Origin of the sequence: Isoptericola variabilis 225, assembly GCF_000215105.1 — a bacterium.
Classification (GTDB): Bacteria; Actinomycetota; Actinomycetes; order Actinomycetales; family Cellulomonadaceae; genus Isoptericola; species Isoptericola variabilis_A.
Genome location: NC_015588.1, coordinates 1,027,460 through 1,047,305, shown reverse-complemented (window position 1 = coordinate 1,047,305; position 19,846 = coordinate 1,027,460). Strand labels below are relative to the sequence as shown.

The 19,846-nt window shown below is 75.1% G+C and carries 22 protein-coding genes; 5 read left to right on the top strand and 17 right to left on the bottom strand.

Features of this window, described 5'->3' with window-relative positions:
- Positions 1-115: 115 nt before the first annotated feature.
- The 7 genes from ISOVA_RS04810 to sigE all read right to left on the bottom strand — a co-directional run bounded on the left by ISOVA_RS04810 (position 116) and on the right by sigE (position 6,121).
- A complete protein-coding gene (locus tag ISOVA_RS04810) occupies positions 116-1,156 on the bottom strand; it encodes a YihY/virulence factor BrkB family protein (protein ID WP_013838133.1) in 1,041 nt (346 codons plus the stop codon).
- A gap of 11 nt (positions 1,157-1,167) precedes the next feature.
- Positions 1,168-1,722: a 2'-5' RNA ligase family protein gene (locus ISOVA_RS04805; protein WP_013838132.1), complete on the bottom strand. Its 555-nt coding sequence runs from the start codon at positions 1,720-1,722 to the stop codon at positions 1,168-1,170.
- Complete coding sequence (gene trpS / locus ISOVA_RS04800) at positions 1,719-2,774, bottom strand: tryptophan--tRNA ligase (protein ID WP_013838131.1); 1,056 nt, start codon at positions 2,772-2,774, stop codon at positions 1,719-1,721. Before trpS ends, ISOVA_RS04805 begins: the two co-directional genes overlap by 4 nt.
- Before the next feature lie 65 nt (positions 2,775-2,839).
- Positions 2,840-3,202: a twin-arginine translocase TatA/TatE family subunit gene (locus ISOVA_RS04795; protein WP_013838130.1), complete on the bottom strand. Its 363-nt coding sequence runs from the start codon at positions 3,200-3,202 to the stop codon at positions 2,840-2,842.
- A 32-nt stretch (positions 3,203-3,234) separates the two neighbouring features.
- Positions 3,235-4,605 (bottom strand): S1C family serine protease, encoded by a 1,371-nt coding sequence (locus ISOVA_RS04790; RefSeq protein WP_013838129.1) that lies wholly within the window; start codon positions 4,603-4,605, stop codon positions 3,235-3,237.
- The gene (locus tag ISOVA_RS04785) at positions 4,602-5,531 is read right to left on the bottom strand and encodes a zf-HC2 domain-containing protein (RefSeq protein WP_013838128.1); all 930 of its coding nucleotides are present in this window, start codon (positions 5,529-5,531) and stop codon (positions 4,602-4,604) included. The genes ISOVA_RS04790 and ISOVA_RS04785 overlap by 4 nt, the downstream gene beginning before the upstream one ends.
- Positions 5,528-6,121, bottom strand: a complete 594-nt coding sequence (gene sigE, locus ISOVA_RS04780) for an RNA polymerase sigma factor SigE (RefSeq protein WP_013838127.1) — start codon at positions 6,119-6,121, stop codon at positions 5,528-5,530. The genes ISOVA_RS04785 and sigE overlap by 4 nt, the downstream gene beginning before the upstream one ends.
- Before the next feature lie 128 nt (positions 6,122-6,249).
- On the opposite strand from sigE, the gene ISOVA_RS04775 reads away from it, so the two are divergent.
- On the top strand, positions 6,250-6,903 hold the full coding sequence (locus tag ISOVA_RS04775) for an O-methyltransferase (protein ID WP_041294780.1): 654 nt from the start codon (positions 6,250-6,252) through the stop codon (positions 6,901-6,903).
- A 98-nt stretch (positions 6,904-7,001) separates the two neighbouring features.
- Here ISOVA_RS04775 and ISOVA_RS15950 read toward each other — a convergent pair whose 3' ends face one another.
- From ISOVA_RS15950 to ISOVA_RS04765, 3 genes are all read right to left on the bottom strand, one after another.
- A complete protein-coding gene (locus ISOVA_RS15950) occupies positions 7,002-7,169 on the bottom strand; it encodes a DUF3117 domain-containing protein (RefSeq protein WP_013838125.1) in 168 nt (55 codons plus the stop codon).
- A 127-nt stretch (positions 7,170-7,296) separates the two neighbouring features.
- Positions 7,297-8,250, bottom strand: a complete 954-nt coding sequence (folP, locus tag ISOVA_RS04770; RefSeq protein ID WP_013838124.1) for a dihydropteroate synthase — start codon at positions 8,248-8,250, stop codon at positions 7,297-7,299.
- A complete protein-coding gene (locus tag ISOVA_RS04765; RefSeq protein WP_013838123.1) occupies positions 8,247-9,080 on the bottom strand; it encodes an LOG family protein in 834 nt (277 codons plus the stop codon). The genes folP and ISOVA_RS04765 overlap by 4 nt, the downstream gene beginning before the upstream one ends.
- Positions 9,081-9,871: 791 nt before the next feature.
- On the opposite strand from ISOVA_RS04765, the gene ISOVA_RS04755 reads away from it, so the two are divergent.
- Positions 9,872-10,516, top strand: a complete 645-nt coding sequence (locus tag ISOVA_RS04755; RefSeq protein WP_013838122.1) for a hypothetical protein — start codon at positions 9,872-9,874, stop codon at positions 10,514-10,516.
- A 4-nt stretch (positions 10,517-10,520) separates the two neighbouring features.
- Here ISOVA_RS04755 and dapE read toward each other — a convergent pair whose 3' ends face one another.
- Positions 10,521-11,705: a succinyl-diaminopimelate desuccinylase gene (dapE, locus tag ISOVA_RS04750; RefSeq protein ID WP_013838121.1), complete on the bottom strand. Its 1,185-nt coding sequence runs from the start codon at positions 11,703-11,705 to the stop codon at positions 10,521-10,523.
- Between the two features lie 31 nt (positions 11,706-11,736).
- On the opposite strand from dapE, the gene dapD reads away from it, so the two are divergent.
- Both dapD and ISOVA_RS04740 read left to right on the top strand, forming a co-directional pair.
- Positions 11,737-12,705 carry a 2,3,4,5-tetrahydropyridine-2,6-dicarboxylate N-succinyltransferase gene (gene dapD / locus ISOVA_RS04745; RefSeq protein WP_013838120.1) on the top strand — a complete coding sequence of 323 codons (969 nt, stop codon included), beginning with the start codon at positions 11,737-11,739 and terminating at the stop codon, positions 12,703-12,705.
- Between the two features lie 8 nt (positions 12,706-12,713).
- Entirely contained in the window at positions 12,714-13,610 is an 897-nt protein-coding gene (locus tag ISOVA_RS04740; protein ID WP_013838119.1) for a hypothetical protein, read from the top strand.
- Between the two features lie 64 nt (positions 13,611-13,674).
- On the opposite strand, the gene ISOVA_RS04735 is transcribed toward ISOVA_RS04740, so the two are convergent.
- From ISOVA_RS04735 to fdxA, 3 genes are all read right to left on the bottom strand, one after another.
- Positions 13,675-14,997, bottom strand: a complete 1,323-nt coding sequence (locus tag ISOVA_RS04735) for a citrate synthase (protein WP_013838118.1) — start codon at positions 14,995-14,997, stop codon at positions 13,675-13,677.
- Between the two features lie 167 nt (positions 14,998-15,164).
- The gene (gene dapC / locus ISOVA_RS04730; protein ID WP_013838117.1) at positions 15,165-16,316 is read right to left on the bottom strand and encodes a succinyldiaminopimelate transaminase; all 1,152 of its coding nucleotides are present in this window, start codon (positions 16,314-16,316) and stop codon (positions 15,165-15,167) included.
- Positions 16,317-16,334: 18 nt separating this feature from the next.
- On the bottom strand, positions 16,335-16,652 hold the full coding sequence (gene fdxA / locus ISOVA_RS04725; RefSeq protein WP_013838116.1) for a ferredoxin: 318 nt from the start codon (positions 16,650-16,652) through the stop codon (positions 16,335-16,337).
- Between the two features lie 147 nt (positions 16,653-16,799).
- Here fdxA and ISOVA_RS04720 point away from each other — a divergent pair, with 147 nt between their 5' ends.
- Positions 16,800-17,033: a hypothetical protein gene (locus tag ISOVA_RS04720; protein ID WP_143762059.1), complete on the top strand. Its 234-nt coding sequence runs from the start codon at positions 16,800-16,802 to the stop codon at positions 17,031-17,033.
- Here ISOVA_RS04720 and ISOVA_RS04715 read toward each other — a convergent pair.
- The 3 genes from ISOVA_RS04715 to ISOVA_RS04705 are packed head-to-tail and all read right to left on the bottom strand — an operon-like array spanning position 17,030 to position 19,844.
- Positions 17,030-18,013, bottom strand: a complete 984-nt coding sequence (locus tag ISOVA_RS04715; RefSeq protein WP_013838114.1) for a prephenate dehydrogenase — start codon at positions 18,011-18,013, stop codon at positions 17,030-17,032. The genes ISOVA_RS04720 and ISOVA_RS04715 overlap by 4 nt on opposite strands.
- Positions 18,010-18,957 carry a prephenate dehydratase gene (locus ISOVA_RS04710; RefSeq protein WP_013838113.1) on the bottom strand — a complete coding sequence of 316 codons (948 nt, stop codon included), beginning with the start codon at positions 18,955-18,957 and terminating at the stop codon, positions 18,010-18,012. The genes ISOVA_RS04715 and ISOVA_RS04710 overlap by 4 nt, the downstream gene beginning before the upstream one ends.
- A complete protein-coding gene (locus tag ISOVA_RS04705; protein ID WP_013838112.1) occupies positions 18,954-19,844 on the bottom strand; it encodes an ACT domain-containing protein in 891 nt (296 codons plus the stop codon). Before ISOVA_RS04705 ends, ISOVA_RS04710 begins: the two co-directional genes overlap by 4 nt.
- Positions 19,845-19,846 lie beyond the last annotated feature (2 nt).

Here is a 19,846-nt window from a genome sequence, read left to right as displayed (position 1 = left end):
GTGGAACGCGACGTTCGGAGACGCAGGTCGCCGCGCTACCTCGGCCGGCGGGGCGCTACCTCGTGGGAGAACGCGCTACCTCGTGGGAGAACGCGCTACCTCGCGGGCGGGTGCGCTACCTCGGGGGGACGGCGAGGCGGGCGCGGCGGACGCCGCGCACGAGCGGGCTCCAGGGGCGGCCGGAGCCCTGGCCGCGGCGCACGATGCGGTCGACCTCGGCGGCGTGCCGGCGGGCACGGAGCTGCTCCTCGGCGAGCTCGACCTCGTCGACGCGGGGTGGGTCGTACATCCACGCGCAGACCAGGAGCAGGACGCGGGCGACGAAGTTGACCAGCACCAGGACGGTGGCCAGCACGGCGAACGAGGCCAGCAGCGGGTTCCGGTCCGCCGTCCCGGCGACGACGGACGTGCCGAGCCAGCGCAGGGCGCTCGCCACGAGGCCGGCCGCGAGGCACCCCAGGAGCAGGTCGCGCGTCCGGACGGGCCGCACGCGCGCCACCACCCGGACGACGAGGTAGACGAGCAGCGCGTCGAGCACGACCCCGACGGCGGCGGTCCCGAGCGTGAGCAGCACGCGCACGGCGGTCGACGTGCCGAGCAGCTCCTCGACCTGGCGGTTGACGGTCTGCGAGACGATGCTCGCCGCGGCCGAGGCGAGCACCATGACGCCGAGGATCGCGAAGCCGAGCAGCTCCCAGACCTTCGACAGCACGAGGCTCTCGTCGCCCGCAGGCACGTCGAACATCGCGCGCACCCCGACGCGCAGAGCGCGCATGAAGCCGGTCGCGGTGAACAGCAGGACGACGGCCGCGCCGAGGCTGTAGACGTTGACCGCGGACGGCAGCACGAGGTTGTCCGGCTCCAGCACGCCGCCGGTGCCGTCGCCCGTGACGAGGAGCCCGGGCAGCCAGGTGTCGATCTGGTCGAACACCGCCTGGCGCAGCGCGGCGTTGTTGCCCAGCGTCGCGAAGAAGACGCTGAAGCCGATGGTCAGGGCCGCGGCGAGCGAGAAGACGGCGCTGTACGCGATGCCGCCGCACAGGAGGGCGCCGCGGCGGGCGCCGTACCACGCGAGCGCCCGCGCCGCGCGCGTGTCCTTCGCGCGGTCGACCCGCCGCAGGACCTTCGTGCGCAGGTCGGCGGGGCGGTCGTCCACAGACGCCGACCCTACGGAGCGGTCGTCCCGTTCGCGAGCGGGAAGCGTCGCTGGGGCCGCCACACGCCGTCGTCGCCGTGCTCGTATAGCCACACGGCGTCGACGTTGAACTCCGCCTCGTAGCCGGCGAGCTCGTCGAACGCGCGGTCGAGCGCGGCGTCGGGCACCTCGTGCGCGACGGTCACGTGCGGGTGGTAGCTGAAGCGCAGGTCCTGGTCGAGCACGCCCGTGCGGACCGCCTGCTCGAGGATCTCGCACTCGGCGATGCCCTCGACCACGGCGACGAAGACGACGGGCGAGACGGGCCGGAACGTGCCCGTGCCGCGCAGGTGCACACGGAACGCCGGAACGTCCCCCACGACCTTCTCGAGGTGCTCGCCGACCGCGGGCAGCACGGACTCGTCGACGACCGTCGGGCCGACCACGGTGATGTGCGGCGGGATCGCGCGCGCGAGCGGGTCGCCGAACCGCGCCCGGGCGTCCTGCAGCTCCGTGGCGAACGGCTCCGGCACCTCGATCGCGATGCCGATGCGGACCTGCGAGGGCCCGCGCTCCGGCAGGTTCACCGGGCGCCTCGCGGCAGGAGACCGAAGCGGTCGTAGACGCGGTCGAGCACCGGCCGGGCGATCGCGCGCGCCCGCTCAGCGCCGTCGTCGAGCACCTTGTCGAGCTGGCCCGGGTCGGACAGGTAGGTCTGCGCCCGCTCCTGGAACGGCTCGAGGAACGCGACCACCGCGTCGGCCAGGTCGACCTTGAGGTACCCGTAGCCGCGCCCGTCGTACTCGGCCGCGATCTCGTCGACGCCGCGCCCGGTGACGGCCGAGAAGATCGTCAGCAGGTTCGAGATCCCCGGCTTGTTCTCGGGGTCGTACCGCACGCCGTAGGACTCGTCGGCGTCCGTCACCGCGGCCTTGATCGCCTTGACGGCCTTCTTCGGGTCCTCGAGCAGCCAGATGACACCCTTGCCGCCGCTCGTGGACTTGCTCATCTTCGACGTCGGGTCCTGCAGGTCGAAGATCTTCGCGACCGACTTCACGATGTGCGGCTCGGGCACGACGGCAGTGCCCTCGCCGAACCGTGCGTTGAGCCGCTCGGCGAGGTCGCGCGTGAGCTCGAGGTGCTGGCGCTGGTCCTCGCCCACGGGCACGAGCGCGGCGTCGTACAGCAGGATGTCCGCGGCCATGAGGACCGGGTACGTGAAGAGGCCGACCGTGGTGCCCTCGGTCCCCTGCTTGGCCGACTTGTCCTTGAACTGCGTCATGCGCGCGGCCTCGCCGAAGCCGGTCTGGCAGCTGAGGAGCCAGGCGAGCTCCGCGTGCTCGGCGACGTGCGACTGCACGAAGAGGATCGACCGGCCGGGGTCGATGCCGCCCGCGAGGTACTGCGCCGCGGTGCGTCGCGTCCGCTCGCGCAGCGCCGCCGGGTCCGGATTCACCGTCAGCGCGTGCAGGTCGACCACGCAGTACAGCGCGTCGTGCGAGTCCTGCAGGGCGACCCACTGGGCGAGGGCCCCGAGGTAGTTGCCGAGGTGCAGCGAGCCGTCGGTCGGCTGCATGCCGGAGAAGATGCGGGGCCGTGCGCCACCCTGCGGGGCGCCCGTGGACGCGAGGTCGGACATGGGCCTCATTCTGGCAGGTCGCCCGGGCGGGACGGAAACGCCGGGATCGTCCGGGTCGGAGACGGTCAGGTGGCCTCGTCGTCGAACGGGGCGGGGCCCGTGGGACGCGGTGCATGGGCGGCAGACGACGCCGCACCGGCCGCCCCGGCGGCGGCCGCGCGCGCCGGCACGGGGGTGTCGTCCAGCAGGGCGTCGCGCACGATCCGGCGCGGGTCGTACTGGCGCGGGTCGAGCTTCGACCAGTCGACGTCCTTGAAGTCGTCGCCGAGCTCGGCGTCGACACGGGTCTTCGCGTCCTGCAGCAGCACCTTGCCGCGCTTGACGAGCGACGCGAGCTGCGCGGCGTAGCCCGGCAGGCGCTCGGGGCCGATCAGCAGCACGGCGAGCACCACCAGGACGACGAACTCGCCCCCGTTGATGTCGATCACGACGACAGCCTATCGGGCGCCGGGAGGGCGGATCACTGGCTCGCCTGCTCCTGGAGCACGACCCGCACGTCGCGCTCCTCCTCGCCCGTGCGGACGCGGAGCGTCACCGCGTCGCCGGGCTGGCGCGCCCGGATGGCGACGATGAGCTCGTCGCTCATCGACACGGGTCGCCCGTCGATCGCCAGGATGACGTCGCCCGGCCGGATCCCCGCCTGGTCGGCGGGGCCGCCGGGGGTGACGGGCGCCTGACCCTGCTGCGCCTCGGTCGCGACCTGCACGCCCTCGCCCCGGTAGGTCGAGTCGAGCAGCACGCCGATGACGGGATACGTCGCACGGCCGGTCTCGATGAGCTGCTCGGCGGTGTGCCGGGCCTGGTTCGCGGGGATCGCGAACCCGAGCCCGATGCTGCCCGTCGCGCTCATGCTGCCGGGCGGCTGCGCGATCGCCGAGTTGATCCCCACGACCTCGCCCGCCGCGTTGAGGAGCGGCCCGCCCGAGTTGCCGGGGTTGATCGCCGCGTCGGTCTGGATGGCGTCGATGAACGCCGTCTGCGCCGCCTCGCCGGCCTGGACCGGCCGGTGCAGGGCGCTGACGATGCCCGCGGTCACGGTGGACTCGAGCCCGAGCGGCGCGCCGACCGCGAGCACGGCGTCGCCGACGACGACCTCGTCGGAGTCGCCGAGGACGAGCGGCGTGAGGTCGCGCGCCTCGACGCGGACGACGGCGAGGTCGTAGTCGGCGGTCGCCCCGACGAGCTCGGCCGGGTGCTCGCTGCCGTCCGCGAAGGCGACCGTGATGTCGCCCCGCGTCGCGGCACCCGCCACGACATGGTTGTTGGTGAGGATGTACCCGTCGGCGCGCAGGACGAAGCCGGAGCCGGTCGACACGCCCTCCTCGCGCCGGACCTCGAGCGACACGACGCTCGGCAGGACGCCCGCCGCGATGTCCGCGAACGAGCCGGCGGGGCGCGACGGCGCGGCGGGTGCGCCGTCGCCCTGGGTCCCGGAGACGGGCAGCGCGGCGTCGGACGGCCGGTCGGGGTCGACGCGGTCCGAGACGCGGTCGCCGACGACGCCGCCCACGAGCCCGGCCACGAGCGCCGCGACGACCAGCGCCGCGCCGCCGCCGCGCGGGCGGCGCGCGGGAGGCCGCGCGGCCGGCTCGCGGTCCCCAACCCCGGGCGGCTCGGTCGTCGAGTGCCCGGCCGACGGCTCGGGCGTCGCCGGCCGGTCGGTGCCGGCCTGCTGCCCGACGGCGGGCACCGGCGTCACGAGGCCGGGTCCGGCCGCGTACGGGTGCGCCGGGGGTACGGGCTGCGGCTGCGGCGCGGGACGGCTGAGCGTCCCGGGCTCGGGCGGGGCGAACAGGTCGTCGCGCGGCGCGGGCTCCAGGCGGTCCGTCATGGTCTCCAGATGGCTCCTGTCACGGTGGCCCACCCACGGGAGATCCGCGGCAGGACCCCGGCATCGTAACCACGCCCGGGGAACGCCGCCACGACGTCGGCGAGCACGTCGTCGGGCACGTCCCCGACCACATCGACCGTCACGTCGCCCGCCTGCCACGCCACGTGCCACGGGTCGCGCGAGAGCACCTCGACGTCGGCGGCCTCGGCCGCGGTCGAGGCGCCCGGCAGCCGCCCGACCTGCTCGCGCACGACGACCGTGCCCTCGGGACCCTCGAGGTCCAGCTCGACCGCGCCCGGCTCGTCGCCCACGACGCGCACCGCCGCGATCCCGTAACCCTCGGGCAGGTCCGCGGGCGCGACCCAGCCGTGCTCGGAGAGCCACGCCTCGGCGTCCTCGGCCGCCGAGACCCCCGGTGCGCCCGCCGCCTCACCGACCCACGCCGTCGAGCCGTCGTCGCCCGCGTGCGAGAGCAGGGCGAGCGCGGCCGTGCGCGAGGCGTCGGGCGTGACCACGGGTGCCTGGCCGAGCGCGAAGAGCGTGAGCCCGAGGACGCCGACGCCGCCGGCCCCGGCGGCGACGAGCCGCCGGGCGAGGGCCCCGCGGCGGCGCTCCTCGAGGTCGCCCGTGAGGGTCGGGCGCCACGCGTCCGGCGTCTCCCAGCCCGTGAACCGCCCGGGCCGGCGCAACGGGTCGTCGTCGGCCGGCGGGATCGACGCGGACAGTGCGAGCAGGCGGTCGGCCAGGTCGGGCGCCGGTGCGACGTCGCGCGCCCGCAGGAGCGCCGCGCGGGCGGCGCGCGCCTCCTCGAGCTCGCGGGCGCAGCGCGGGCACACCGCGACGTGCGCGAGCGCCGCCTCGGTCGCGGCCGGGTCGAGCTGGCCGTCGGCGAGCGGGCTGATCCACGACCCGAGGTGCGCGCTCACGACGCGACCTCCGGGCGGCGGTGCGCGAGCGACTCGCGCAGCTGGGCCCGCGCACGGTGGATGCGCGAGCGCACGGTGCCGAGCTTGACGCCGAGCGTCACGGCGATCTCCTCGTAGCTGAGGCCCTCGATGTCGCACAGCACGACGGCCGCGCGGTACTCGGGGCGCAGCTCGTCGAGCGCGCGCTGGACGTCGTTGTCGAGGTTGGCGTGCTCGAAGCCGCGCTCGGGCCGGCCGTGGTCGTCGGTCGACACCACGCGCGCGGCGTCCTCGCCCATGGCCTCCATGCGGATGCGCTTGCGCCGGCGGGCCTGGTCGAGGAAGAGGTTGGTCGTGATGCGGTGCAGCCAGCCCTCGAACGTGCCGGGCGTGTAGCTGGACAGCGAGCGGAAGACGCGCAGGAACGTCTCCTGCGTGAGGTCCTCGGCGTCCTGCGGGTTGCCGCTGAGCCGGTACGCGAGCCGGTAGACGCGCGCCGAGTGCTCGCGCACGATCTCGTCCCACGAGGGCGGGCTCCAGTCCGGCCCGGGTGCTGCCGGGCCGGTCGGGGACGCCTCGCTCGCCAGGGTGGTCGCAGGGTCGGTGCTCATCACAACCATGGTCCCACGCCAACGTACGAGCAGCCTGTGAGGTTCCCGCGTACCATCACCGTACGATCGCCGCCGGCCCCGCCGTGCTCCGGCTCCCCGTCCCGTGGAGGTCCGCCATCAGTCCCGACATGTCGACGTCCGCCGGCCCGCACCACGACCACCGCACCGCCTCCTGGGCGTACGCCGAGTCGTTCGTGCCCGAGGACGAGGTGCTGCTGCGCGCCCGCGAGCGGGCCGCCGAGCTCGGCTGCCCGGCCGTGCTGCCGGGCGCAGGTGCGCTGCTGCGCGTCGTGGCCGCGGCGCTCGGCGCGCGCGCCGTCGTCGAGGTCGGCACCGGCACGGGCGTCGCCTCGCTGTGGATGCTGCGGGGCATGCCGGCCGACGGCGTGCTCACCACGATCGACGTCGAGCTCGAGCACCAGCGCGCCGCCAAGCAGGCGTTCGCGGAGGAGGGCGTGCCCCCGGCGCGCACGCGCACGATCCCCGGCCGCCCGTCGGACGTCCTGCCCCGGCTGACCGACGGCGCGTACGACCTCGTGCTCGTCGCCGCGGACCCGCACGCCTACCCCGAGTACGTCGCGGAGGCGCTGCGCCTGCTGCGCCCGGGCGGCGTGCTCGCCGTCGACGGCGCGCTCCACGGCGGGCGCGTGGCGGACCCGGCACGCCGCGACGAGCTCACGACCGCGGTGCGCGAGGTGGGGCGGGTGCTGCGCTCCGACGAGCGGCTCGTGCCCGCGCTCGTCCCCTCGGGCGACGGGCTGCTGCTGGCCGTGCGCCGCTGAGGCACCCGGCCGCCGGGGCACGAGGACCCGGGAGAACACGCCGGGCGCGGGGCAGACGATCTGCCCCGCGCCCGGAAGCGTGGTGAACGAACCGCAGGTCAGGCGACGACGGCCTGGAGTGCCTCGCCCAACTCGGCCGCCTCGGTGGAGTTCAGCTCGACGACCAGCCGGCCACCGCCCTCCAACGGGACCCGCATGACGATGCCACGTCCCTCCTTGGTGACCTCCAGCGGCCCGTCACCCGTCCGCGGCTTCATCGCAGCCATCTGTGGCTCTCCATTCCGTTGTCCGGTCCTGGCCCTTCGTGCCCCACGACGAGGCGCCGGAAAGCGACGTCCCGCAGGGAGGCTTGCCTGGTCATTCTAGTTCAGGACGCCGACTTCTCCCGCCTCGTCAGGCCAGGCCGCGCACCGCGGCGCGGGGCGGCGCGTCCCCGCGCACGGCCGCGACGAGGTCGAGCACGCGGCGCGTCGCGGCGACGTCGTGCGCCCGGAAGACGCGTGCGCCGAGCCACGCCGCGAGCGCCGTCGCGGCGAGCGTGCCCTCGAGCCGCTCGTCGGGCGGCAGGCCGAGCGTCTCCCCGACGAAGTCCTTGCGCGACAGCGCCACGAGGAGCGGGTGACCGAGGCCGGCGAGGACGTCGGTGCGGCGCACGAGCTCGAGCGAGTGCCACGTGTTCTTCCCGAAGTCTTGCGTCGGGTCGACGAGGACCGACGACGGGGGCACGCCGCACGCGACGGCGCGCGCCGCGGCCGCCCGCAGGGTCGCGACGACGTCGGGCACGACGCCGTCCGGGTACTCGACGCGGTAGGGGTCGGTGCGGGGCAGCGCCCCGCCGGTGTGGGAGCAGACGACGCCGACGCCGGCCGCGCCCGCGACCTCGACGAGCGCGGGGTCGTGCCCGGCCCACGTGTCGTTGACGAGGTCCGCCCCGGCGGCGATCGCCTCCCGCGCGACGCCCGAGCGCCACGTGTCGACGGACACGAGCAGGTCGGGGACCTCCTCGCGCACGCGCGCGACGACCGGGACGACGCGCCGGACCTCCTCGGCCTCGTCGACCTCCGGGCCGACGCCGGCGCGCACGCCGCCCACGTCGAGGATCTCCGCTCCCTGCTCCCACGCGCGGTGCGCGGCCTCGACGGCCGCGTCCTCGTCGGCCAGCCGGGCGGGCGCGTAGAACGAGTCGGTCGTGCGGTTGACGATCGCCATGACGACGCCGCGGACCGACCCGTCCGGTCCCCGCCCGACCTCGCGCCCGCGGAGCACGAGCGGCGCGCCCGGCGCGGGCACGCCGTCGGGCGCACCCCCGGGCACGCCGTCGGGCACGCGGTCCGCCGACGCCGTCACGCCGGGTCGGCCGCGGCCGCCTCGGTGACGTCCTCGGCGAGCTCCGCGGTGGCCTCCCGCTCGGCCGCGGCCAGCTCGGCGCCGCGCTCGAGCACGTACGACACGGCGTCCTGGGCCGAGTCGCTCACGTGCAGCAGGTCGACGTCGGCGTCGGCGATCATGCCGCGGTCGAGCACCGCGCCGCGCAGCCACTCGAGCAGGCCGCCCCAGTACTCGCTGCCGACGAGCGCGATCGGGAAGCCCGTGACCTTGTGCGTCTGCACGAGCGTCAGCGCCTCGAAGAGCTCGTCGAACGTGCCGAACCCGCCGGGCATGACGATGAAGCCCTGCGCGTACTTGACGAACATCGTCTTGCGCGCGAAGAAGTACCGGAAGTTCACCCCGAGGTTGACGAACTCGTTCATCCCCTGCTCGAACGGCAGCTCGATGCCGAGCCCGATCGACACGCCGCCGGCCTCCGCGGCGCCCTTGTTCGCGGCCTCCATGATCCCGGGGCCGCCGCCCGTGATGACCGCGTACCCGGCCTCGACGAGCAGGCGGCCGACCTCCTCGGCCACCGCGAAGTCCGGGTGGTCGGGCTTGGTGCGGGCCGAGCCGAACACGGAGACGGCCGGACCGACCTCCGCGAGGGCGCCGAACCCCTCGACGAACTCCGACTGGATGCGCATGACGCGCCACGGGTCGGCGTGGACCCAGTCGGCGGGGCCTCCCCCGGCGAGCAGTCGCTGGTCGGTCGTCTGGTGGGGGATCTGCGTGCCGCGCAGCAGCACGGGACCCTTGCGGTAGCCGCGCCCGCGCTGGGACACGCCGTCGTCGCTCCGTTCGCTCATGCGAACGAGCCTATGCAATCCGCGGGAGCCAGGCCGCGCGAGGCGCAGGACACGGACGTCACCTCGGGATGACGCGACTTCTCGACGATCTTCGTCACATGTTCCCTGCGTCACGCGCGCGCACGAGGGATGTCTTGACGGGTGGAAGGTCAAGGATCGGCCCGCACAGGGAGAGCCCGTGTCACAGCGTCGTCATGCAGTCCCGTCCCCACCTCGGGCGGCGTCAGCCCGTCGCAGGCGTCAGCTGCGGCGCGCCGCCGCGTCTCTGACGGCGCTCGCCCTCGCGGGTGCCTCCCTCGTCGCGGGCGGGGCCGCGGCCTCCGCCGTCGGCGCCGACTTCGAGATCGACGGCAACCAGACCACGGACGCGACGTTCGACTGGCAGGACCTGAGCGTCGGCGACGACAACTTCAGCGTGGTCCAGGACCCGATCGGGAACGCCGACACCACGACGTTCGAGACGCAGAACACCAGCGAGGGCAACTATCCGAGCTGGCAGCCGGGCAACCCCGGCACGGCGTCCGGGAAGTCGGACATCGGGAACGTCCTGCTCTACAGCGACGTGGACGCCTCCTTCGACCAGTGGCTGTTCCTCGGCTTCGACAGCGCCGGGTCGACGGGCACCGGCCGCTACTACGTCGAGCTGAACCAGGCCCCGTCCTCGGGCGGACCTCGGCATCGGCGGCACGTGCCCGGCGGCGGGATTCGCCAGCCTGCACATGCGCTCCCAGGAGGGTGGCGAGAACGGCGAGAACAGCGCCCTCTAGGACTACGCCGCGGGTTCGATCGACGTGCCGAGCCTCTGCTCGGACCTCACCATCGTCAAGACCGGCGAGGACGGCCAGCCCGTCCCGGGAGTGACCTTCGAGGTGACCCCCGAGCCCACGGACGGCGCGGGCACGGCCACCGTGGTGACCGACCCGGGCGGGCGGTTCCTTCCTGAGGTGTCGGGCACCGCGGAGCCCGGCACGTTCGTCGAGGTGCTCGCTGGCGACCAGGTCGCCTCGACCGTCACCGCCGGCGACGACGACGCGTGGGCGTCCGTCGTGGACCTCGCCCCCGGCGAGCACGTGCTGGCCGTCCGTCCCGCCGACGCCCCCGACGAGGAGGTCGTCCTCGGGGACGTCGTGCTGCTCGCCCCCGAGGTGCGCGGCGTCCAGTACGAGGGGTCGACCGCTCCCGTGCTCCTCGTCGCCCGCGACCGCGGCCCCGAGGACGCGTACGCGGCCGCGACCGTGGACGGCGTGCCGACCGAGCACCTGCACGTGCTCGGGCGCGAGACGGTCCGACGCCAGCTGCCGCCGCTCGAGCCCGGACCGCACGAGGTGGCGCTGCGCTACGACGACCCCGAGACCGGCCGCAGGGGCGCGGTCACGACCGTCGACGTCGGGGTCGGCGCAGAGGACGCGCCGACGACGGTCGAGAAGCCGCTCTGAGACCTCAGGACGGCCCGAGGAGCCACGCGCGCAGCGCGTCGCGGCACGCGGCGAGCTGACCGACCGGCAGCCGCTCGTCGTCCTTGTGGGCGAGCAGCGGGTCGCCCGGGCCGAAGTTCACGGCAGGGATCCCGAGCTCGGCGAACCGGGCGACGTCCGTCCACCCGTACTTGGGCCGCGGCACGCCGCCCGTCGTGGCGAGCACGGCCGCGGCGAACTCGGCCGCGAGCGGGTCGTCGAGCCCGGGGCGCGCGCCGCCCGCGGCGTCGGTCACCACGACGTCGAAGCCGTCGAACAGCTCGCGCACGTGCGCCTCCGCCTCCTCGACCGAGCGCGACGGGGCGAACCGGTAGTTGACGCTCACGGTGCACGCGTCGGGGATGACGTTGCCGGCGATGCCCCCCACGATCCCGACCGCGTTCATACCCTCGCGGTACACGAGCCCGTCGACCTCGACGGCGCGCGGCTCGTACGCGGCCAGCCGCGCCAGCACGGGCGCCGCCGCGTGGATCGCGTTGACCCCCGTCCAGGCCCGCGCGGAGTGCGCGGCGACGCCCGTGGTCCGCACGTCGACGCGCAGCGTGCCGTTGCACCCGCCCTCGATGCCCGCCTCGCTCGGCTCGCCGAGGATCGCGAAGTCTCCCGCGAGCAGCTCCGGGTGGTTGCGCGCCACGCGCCCGAGGCCGTTGCGCGCCGCCTCGACCTCCTCGTGGTCGTAGAAGACCCACGTGAGGTCGGCGGCGGGCTCGCGCCCAGGCCGGCCGAGCTCGACCGCGAGCGCGAGCATGACCGTGACGCCGCCCTTCATGTCGACCGTGCCGCGCCCCCACAGCACCGCGTCGGGGCCCGTGCCCTCGAGCCGCGTCGGCAGGTTGGGCGGGTCCGTCGTCAGCGGCACGGTGTCGATGTGACCGGCCACGACGACGCGGCGCGCCCGGCCGAGGTGCGTCCGCGCGACGAGCGCGTCGCCGTCGCGCACGACCTCCAGGTGCGGCTGCGCGCGCAGGACCGCCTCGATCGCGTCCGCGAGCGCCGTCTCGGCGCCCGAGACCGAGGGGATGTCGCAGACGGCCGCGAGCAGGCCCACGAGGTCCGACGACGGGACCGTCGCGGGGTCGACGAGGGCAGGGTCGATGCGGGCCGGGCCTGCGGCCAGGGGGGTGCGCTGGGTGCTGGTCACGCGCTCCATCGTGGCACGGACCGTCGATAGGCTGAGCCCCATGACGACGTCCAGCACCACCCGCACCGCCTGGGGCTTCGGCCTCGCCACCGTCGCCGACGACGGGACCACGCTCGACGCGTGGTACCCGTCCCCCGCGCTCGGCTCCCCCACCGACGCCGACACGGACGTCCCCGAGGAGCTCGACGCGCTGACCGAGCGCGACGAGACACGGCGGGTCGACGTCGTCGTGGTGCGCACCGAGATCGACCTCGACGCCGCCCCGAAGGACGCCGCCGACGCCTACCTGCGCCTCCACCTGCTCTCGCACCGGCTCGTCCGGCCGCACGGCGTCAACCTCGACGGGATCTTCGGCGTGCTCGCGAACGTCGTCTGGACGGACCACGGTCCCTGCCCGGTCGAGGGCTTCGAGGCCACGCGCCTGCGCCTGCGCGCCGCCACCGGACGCACCGTGACCGTCTACGGCATCGACAAGTTCCCGCGCATGGTCGACTACGTCGTGCCGTCGGGGGTGCGGATCGCCGACGCCGACCGCGTGCGCCTCGGTGCGCACCTCGCGCCGGGCACGACGGTCATGCACGAGGGCTTCGTGAACTTCAACGCCGGCACGCTCGGGGCGTCGATGGTCGAGGGCCGCATCTCGGCCGGCGTCGTCGTGGGCGACGGGTCGGACATCGGCGGCGGCGCCTCGATCATGGGCACGCTCTCGGGCGGCGGGCGGGAGGTCATCTCGATCGGCGAGCGGTCGCTCCTCGGCGCGAACGCGGGCCTCGGCATCCCCCTGGGCGACGACTGCGTCGTCGAGGCGGGCCTCTACGTCACCGCCGGGACCAAGGTCACGGTGCTCGGCGAGATGGGCGACGACGGCGAGCCGCTCGTCGTCAAGGCGCGCGAGCTCGCGGGCCGCGACAACCTGCTCCTGCGCCGCAACTCGCGCACCGGCGCGGTCGAGGCGCTCGTGCGCGGCGGCGTGGGCGTCGAGCTCAACGCCGCCCTCCACGCGAACTGAGCACGCGCGTGGGGTCACGACGGCGCTCGCGTGCGGGCGGCGTCGGTGCCGTCGCGGCGGTGCTGGTCGTCGGGCTCGCCGCCACGGCCGGCGTCGTGTGGGTCCTCTCGGGCCGCGACGCCGGCCCGGTGACGCCCCGGTGCGCCGCGACGCTCGAGGGCACCGACTGGTACTTCTCACCGGTGCAGGCGGAGAACGCCGCGCTGGTCGCCGGCGTCGCGGTGCAGCGCGGCCTGCCCGCGCGCGCGGCGACCATCGGCCTGGCGACGGCGCTCCAGGAGTCGAGGCTCGTCAACATCGACTACGGCGACCGCGACTCGCTCGGCCTGTTCCAGCAGCGGCCCTCGCAGGGCTGGGGCACGCCCGAGCAGATCATGGACCCGGTCTACTCGACGGGCGCGTTCTACGACGGGCTCGTGCGCGTCGAGGGCTACGAGGACATGGAGATCACCGTCGCCGCCCAGGCCGTGCAGCGCTCGGCGTTCCCGGAGGCGTACGCGCAGCACGAGACCCGTGCTCGCGCGTGGGCGTCGGCGCTCACGGGCCACTCCCCCGCGGCGGTCTCGTGCGAGCTGCCGCCGGTCGACGACGACGGCCCCGCGGGAGCGGAGGCGCAGGCCGCGGTGGCCGCGCGGGTCGGGCGCGACCTCGGGCTCGGCGAGGGCTCGGTGCGCCCCGGCGAGGACGGCACGGTCGTCGTCGACGCGACGCCGGTCGCCGCCGAGCCGGGACGTGCCGGGTGGGTCGTGGCGCACTGGGCCGTGGCGACCGCGTCCGTCACCGGCGTGGTCAGGGTGCGCGTCGCGGACCGGGTGTGGACGCGCGTGGACGCCGCCTGGGCGGCGGCCGAGGACGAGCCCCTGCCCGAGGGCCGCATCGTCCTCACGGTCGCCGCCGCCGACTAGCTGTGAGCGGACTTCTGGCCCACTCTCGCGGGCGAGAGTGGGCCAGAAGTCCGCTCACACTCGGTCAGCGCTGGTCGAGCGGCGTGTAGTCGCGCTCCGTGGGACCCGTGTAGATCTGCCGCGGTCGGCCGATCTTGGTCTGCGGGTCCTTCATCATCTCGCGCCACTGCGCGATCCAGCCGGGCATGCGGCCGAGAGCGAACAGCGGCGTGAACATCGCCGGCGAGAAGCCCATGGCCTTGTAGATGAGGCCCGTGTAGAAGTCGACGTTCGGGTAGAGCTTGCGCTCGACGAAGTAGTCGTCGTTGAGCGCGATCTCCTCGAGGCCGCGCGCGATGTCCAGCAGCTCGTCCTTGGCGCCGAGCTCGTCGAGGACGGCGTCGGCGTGCTTCTTGACGATCGCCGCGCGCGGGTCGTAGCTCTTGTAGACCCGGTGGCCGAAGCCCATGAGGCGGACGCCGTCCTCCTTGTTCTTGACCTTCTTCATGAAGGTCTCGACGGAGTCGCCGCCCGAGCGGATGTTCTCGAGCATGAGCAGCACGGCCTCGTTGGCGCCGCCGTGCGACGGGCCGGACAGCGCGTTGATGCCGGCCGCGACCGACGCGTAGAGGTTCGCGTTCGACGAGCCCACGATGCGCACGGTCGACGTCGAGCAGTTCTGCTCGTGGTCGGCGTGCAGGATGAGCAGCTTGTCCATCGCGGACACGAGGACCGGGTTGGCCTCCCACTGCTCGTAGGGGCGGGCGAACGACATGCGCAGGAAGTCGTCGACGTAGCCGCGCGCGTAGTCGGGGTAGAGCAGCGGCTCGTCCCGCATCGACCGGTGCACGTACGAGGTGATGGTGCGGATCTTGGCGAGGATGAGGACCGTCGCGAGCTCGACCGCGTCGTCGTCGTGCGGGTTCAGGGACTCCGGGTAGTACGTCGCGAGCGCGTTGACCGCCGACGCCATGATCGACATCGGGTGGCCGCCGCGCGGGAAGGACGACAGGAACGCGCGGAACGCCTCGGGCACGAGCGTGTGCCGGTTGATGCGCGTGCTGAAGGCGTCGAGCTGCTCGGCCGTCGGCAGCTCGCCGCGGATGAGCAGGTAGGCGACCTCGAGGAAGGTCGAGCCGTCGGCGAGCTGCTCGATCGGGTAGCCGCGGTAGCGCAGGATGCCCTGGTCGCCGTCGATGTACGTGATGGACGACTCGCACGAGGCGGTGTTCATGAACCCGGGGTCGACCGTCACGAGACCGGTGTCCTTCAGCAGCGAGGACACGACGATGCCGTCGTTGCCCTCGGTCGCCCTCACGACCGGCAGCTGCCGGCTCGTGCCGTCGACGGTGAGCTCGACCGTGGCGGTGCCGTCCGCCGAGGCGGCGGTGTGCTGGGTGGACGTCATGTCTTCCTTCCCTGACGGGCCCGCCTCCCGGCGTCGGGACGGCGAGCGCGTGACTCTCGGTGGCATCCGGTGCGGGCGCCGTGCCGCGGCGCCCTGCGTGCGCGTCAGGTCAGCCTCGGCCTGCGGTCGAACCTACTCCTGATTCCCATGGTGATCCAATCCGACGGTCAAGGGGATGTGATGCGTGACACAGCCGCCGCGATCGCGTCGTCGGGCGCGGTGAGGGCGACGCGCACGTGCCCCTCGCCCGCGGCCCCGTAGAACTCGCCGGGCCCGACGAGGATCCCGTGCGCGGCGAACCGGCGCGCGAGCTCGCGCGAGCTCGCGCCGTCACCGGCCCCGGCCGGCCGGACCCACAGGTACAGGCCCGCCTCGGAGGCGTCGACCGCGTAGCCGGCCTTCTCGAGCGCGGGCAGCAGGGCCGCGCGCCGGCGCGCGTAGGTCTCGCGCTGCGCGACGACGTGGGCGTCGTCGCGCAGGGCCGCGGTCGTCGCGGCCTGGACCGGCGCCGGGACGATCATGCCGAGGTGCTTGCGCGTCGCGAGCAGGTCCGCGACGAGCGCCGGGTCCCCGGCGACGAACGCGGCGCGGTAGCCGGCGAGGTTCGACTGCTTCGACAGCGAGTACGCCACGAGCAGGCCCTCGTGCGAGCCGCCGGTCACGCGCGGGTCGAGCAGGCTGGGCACGCGCGACGGGCCGCCCGTCTCGAGCGGCGCCCACGGCTCGTCCCAGCCGAGCTCGGCGTAGCACTCGTCGCCGACGACGACCGCACCCACCTCGCGCGCGGCCTCGACGATCGCGCGCAGCCGCTCGACGCCCGCCACGGCACCCGTCGGGTTGGACGGCGAGTTGACCCACACGAGCCGCACGTCGCCGCGCCCGGCCCAGTCCGCGACGTCGTCCGCGGGAAGCGGCGTCGCGCCCGCGAGCCGCGCGCCGACGTCGTACGTCGGGTAGGCGACGGCCGGGTGCACGACGACGTCGCCCGGCCCGAGGCGCAGCAGCGAGGGCAGCAGGCCGACGAGCTCCTTGGAGCCGACCGTGGGCAGCACGGCCTGGGGGTCGACGTCGGGCACGCCGCGCCGCCGCGCGAACCAGGCGGCGACCGCCTCGCGCAGCGCGGGCGTGCCGTGCGTGAGCGGGTACCCGGGGGCATCCGACGCCGCCGCGAGCGCCTCGCGCACGACGGCGGGCGTCGGGTCCACGGGGGTGCCGATCGACAGGTCGACGAGACCGTCGGGATGAGCGCGCGCGGTCGCGCGCACGTCGGTCAGGGTGTCCCAGGGGTACGCGAGGTGCCTGAGGTCGGCGAAGCCCATGCGGCCGGCCCGCAGGCGTCAGGCCTGCGGCGGGAGGGCCGCGATCATCGGGTCGTCCTTCTCGATGAGACCGAGCTTCGCGGCGCCGCCGGGCGAGCCCAGGTCGTCGAAGAACTCGACGTTGGCCCGGTAGTAGTCCTTCCACTCCTCCGGGACGTCGTCCTCGTAGTAGATCGCCTCGACGGGGCACACCGGCTCGCACGCGCCGCAGTCCACGCACTCGTCCGGGTGGATGTACAGCGACCGCTTGCCCTCGTAGATGCAGTCCACGGGACACTCCTCGATGCACGCCTTGTCCTTGACGTCGACGCACGGCTGAGCGATCACGTAGGTCACTGCTGGCTACCTTCCCGTCACGGAGCGTGTGGCAGGGCTCGCGCACGAACCCCGCCGGGGAACTCTAGTATCGCCCACGTGGATGATCCGCACGCACCCGTCCCATCGTCCGTCTGGCGAGACTGGCCGGCCGGGACGCGGGTCGTGGTGCGACGGCGGCTGTCGCCGCAGGAGCGGTCGGCCGATCCCGAGCACCGGCGCTGGACCGACGTCATCGCCGTCGTGCTGGCGGCCGACGACGGCGGGCTGCGGCTGCGCACGGACGCCCCGCGGTCCGAGCCGCGCGAGGTCGTCGTCGCGGCGGACGACGTCGTCGCGGCCAAGCGCATCCCGCCGCGGCGCGAGCGGCCCGCCGGCCGCGCGGACGCCCGCGAGGGCTAGCGCGCCACCTCGGCGTGCGTGGCGGTGAGGCGCACGACGACGGCGCCGGCGGCGCAGCGGTCGACGAGCGCCGCGGGCCAGTCGCCCTCGAGCGGCACGCGCTCGACGTCGCCGGTGCGCGCGGCGCGCCGGCCCGGCAGCCACGTGCCCCGCACGTCGTCGGCGGCGTGGAAGAACTCGTGCACCGACGCGTTGGCCTCGAGCGCCTCGACCACGGCCTCGAGGTCACGCGCGACCTTGCGCAGCGCCGGCGCGACCCAGGCCGCGTTCTCGGTCACCATCGCCTCGGTCCGCGCCGGGTCGGTGAACGCGACGCGCGTCCCGTCGCGGAAGCTCCCGGCCGCGAGGCCGAGCGCGACGTCGCGCACCGGCGCGCCCGCGACGGCGTTGAGCAGCTGGGTCGCGACGACGTGCGGCACGTGGCTCACGAGCGCCGCGACCTCGTCGTGGCAGTCGTCGGTGAGCACGGCGGCCGTGCCCGCGAGCGGTCCGGTGACCAGGCCGAGCACCGCCGCGAGGCGGGCCGGGTCGGTGCGGGCGTCGACGGTCACGGCCCAGGGCACGCCGTCGAGGAGGCCCGCGTCGGACGAGACGAAGCCGCTGCGCTCGGTGCCCGCCATGGGGTGCGCACCGACGTAGCGGTCCCCCGCGCCCGCGTCCGAGACCGCGGCCCGGACCGGGCCCTTGACGCTGCCGACGTCGGTCACGGTCGCGCCCGGGTCGAGGTGGCGGGCGACCTCGGCGGCGACGGCGCGCATGGCGAGCAGCGGCACGGCGAGGACGACGAGGTCGCGCCCGGCGACCGCGCCCGCGACGTCGTCGGCCACCGTCAGCCCCGCGTCCCGCGCGGCCGCGCGCGAGCCGGGCGCGACGTCCGTCGCGACGACGTCGATCCCGCGCGCGACGAGCAGCCGGGCGAGCGACCCGCCGATGAGGCCCAGGCCCACGACGCCGACCCGCGGCGGGGGGCCGGCGGTCACCACAGCAGGCCTCGCGCGAGGGCAGCGGCGTCGTCGGACGCCCGCACGCTGCCGGTCGGCACGTGGTCGGGCAGGACGCCGTCGAGCCCGCCTTCGTGCTCCCCCGCGGGGTACGCGCCGAGCACCTTGAGCGAGTCGCCCGCCGCGAGGAGGTCGCGGGCCAGCGAGCGGACGTCGGGCGCCCACGGCGCGGCGTCGAGCGTCACGACGAACACGTACTGGCCCTCGCGGGCCTTGAGCGGGCGGGTGACGAGGCTCGACATGTTGACGCGGCGCTCGCCGAACGCGGCCGTGATGCGCGCGAGGACGCCTGGCCCGGTGACGACGGGCGTGATCGCGAGCATCGTGCGCCACGCGTCCGCGCCGCGGTCGCGGCGGGCCGCGAGCACGGCCGGCGCGTCGTCGCGCCGGCGCAGCACGAGGAACCGGGTGCGTGCCCCGCGGTAGTCCTCGACGGCCGTGGCGAGCGTCTCCAGCCCGTACAGCTCCCCGCACAGCGAGGGGCCGAGCGCCACCTGCGCGGGCGTGACGTCGCGGCACGCCGCGGCGTTCGACGACGCGGGCACCGGCACGAGGCCCCGCTCGGCGACGAAGCGCGAGCACTGCGCGAGCCCGTGCGGGTGGGCGGTGGCCTCGCGCAGCTCGCCGTGGCCCGGCAGCACGAACGCGTCGAACGAGACGTCGAGCACGACCTCGTCGACCGCGACGACGTCGGGGCTCCCGACGAGCGCGTCGAGCGACGGGACGACGTAGCCCTCGACCGAGCTCTCGATCGCCACGACGCCCCACGCCGAGGCGCCGGCGGCGACGGCGTCGTGCACCGCGCCGACCGACGCGAGCGGCTCTGCCCCGACCTCGCGCCCCTCGCGGCGCGCCCACGTCAGCACCGCCTGGTGCGTGAACGTGCCCTCGGGGCCGAGGAACGCGACGGCGTCCCTGCTCACGACCGCGCCCACCCCGGCACGAGCGGCTCGGGCCCGGGGACGAACGCGTCGCCCGGCAGGACGGCGAGCGTGCGGTGCGCGACCCGCCGCGCGTCCAGCTCCGCGACGAGGCCGTCGAGCACGCCGACGTCGGGGCACCGGAACGAGGTGAAGAACACGTGCGGCCCCAGGCTCGACGGGTGGCTGCGCAGGTGCTGCAGGTCGATGCCCGCGTCGGAGAGCACGGCGAGCGTGGGGTGCAGCGAGCCGCGGTGGTCGTCGTACGGGCCGAACGCCAGCCAGACCTGCGCCGGATCGTCGAACCGCGGCCACGCGTCGCGCGCCTCGAGCAGGCCGTACCAGAGCGGGCGGTGCTGCCCGAGGCGCTCGCTGCCCGGCAGCTCGACCCAGCCGGCCGGCACGCGGTCGCGCTCGACGACGAGCGAGCCCGCGGGCCCGGCGATCGCGGCGCGCTCGTCGAGCGGCGTGCGCGTCGGCACCAGCCGCGGGCTGACGCCCATGGTCCGCAGCGCGTCGCGGCAGTCCCGCATGCCCGCCTCGTCGATGACGACCTGGCCGCCCGCGGCGTCCGGCGGGCCGACCCACACCCACCGGGACGGGACCGCGACCGCGGCCGTGACGATGAGCGACGACGCGCCCGCGAGCAGCGCCTCCTCGAGCACCGGCGACGGCTGCTCCGGGTGGCCCAGGTGCACGACGGCCGCGAGGTCGGCGATGCTCGCGACCGTGGCGAGCGTGTCCGCCGTCGTGCCGAGGTCGAGCAGCTCGCGCGACTCGTCCGGCACGGCCGAGGCGACCGCGGACCCCTCCGCGACGCCGGACCACCCCGCCGTGCGCGCCGCGAGCGCCGCGTGCGCGGGCGACTCCCCCTCGGTCCGTCCGAGCATCA

What these genes read in the sequence shown, in the direction of transcription:
- trpS (WP_013838131.1), bottom strand. Translation starts at nt 2,774, where the DNA reads ATGTCCGACCTCGCGTCCACGGGCGCCCCGCAGGGTGGCGCACGGCCC.
- ISOVA_RS04790 (WP_013838129.1), bottom strand. Translation starts at nt 4,605, where the DNA reads ATGACGGACCGCCTGGAGCCCGCGCCGCGCGACGACCTGTTCGCCCCG.
- sigE (WP_013838127.1), bottom strand. Translation starts at nt 6,121, where the DNA reads ATGAGCACCGACCCTGCGACCACCCTGGCGAGCGAGGCGTCCCCGACC.
- ISOVA_RS04775 (WP_041294780.1), top strand. Translation starts at nt 6,250, where the DNA reads ATGTCGACGTCCGCCGGCCCGCACCACGACCACCGCACCGCCTCCTGG.
- ISOVA_RS15950 (WP_013838125.1), bottom strand. Translation starts at nt 7,169, where the DNA reads ATGGCTGCGATGAAGCCGCGGACGGGTGACGGGCCGCTGGAGGTCACC.
- ISOVA_RS04765 (WP_013838123.1), bottom strand. Translation starts at nt 9,080, where the DNA reads ATGAGCGAACGGAGCGACGACGGCGTGTCCCAGCGCGGGCGCGGCTAC.
- dapE (WP_013838121.1), bottom strand. Translation starts at nt 11,705, where the DNA reads ATGGAGCGCGTGACCAGCACCCAGCGCACCCCCCTGGCCGCAGGCCCG.
- dapD (WP_013838120.1), top strand. Translation starts at nt 11,737, where the DNA reads ATGACGACGTCCAGCACCACCCGCACCGCCTGGGGCTTCGGCCTCGCC.
- ISOVA_RS04735 (WP_013838118.1), bottom strand. Translation starts at nt 14,997, where the DNA reads ATGACGTCCACCCAGCACACCGCCGCCTCGGCGGACGGCACCGCCACG.
- dapC (WP_013838117.1), bottom strand. Translation starts at nt 16,316, where the DNA reads ATGGGCTTCGCCGACCTCAGGCACCTCGCGTACCCCTGGGACACCCTG.
- ISOVA_RS04705 (WP_013838112.1), bottom strand. Translation starts at nt 19,844, where the DNA reads ATGCTCGGACGGACCGAGGGGGAGTCGCCCGCGCACGCGGCGCTCGCG.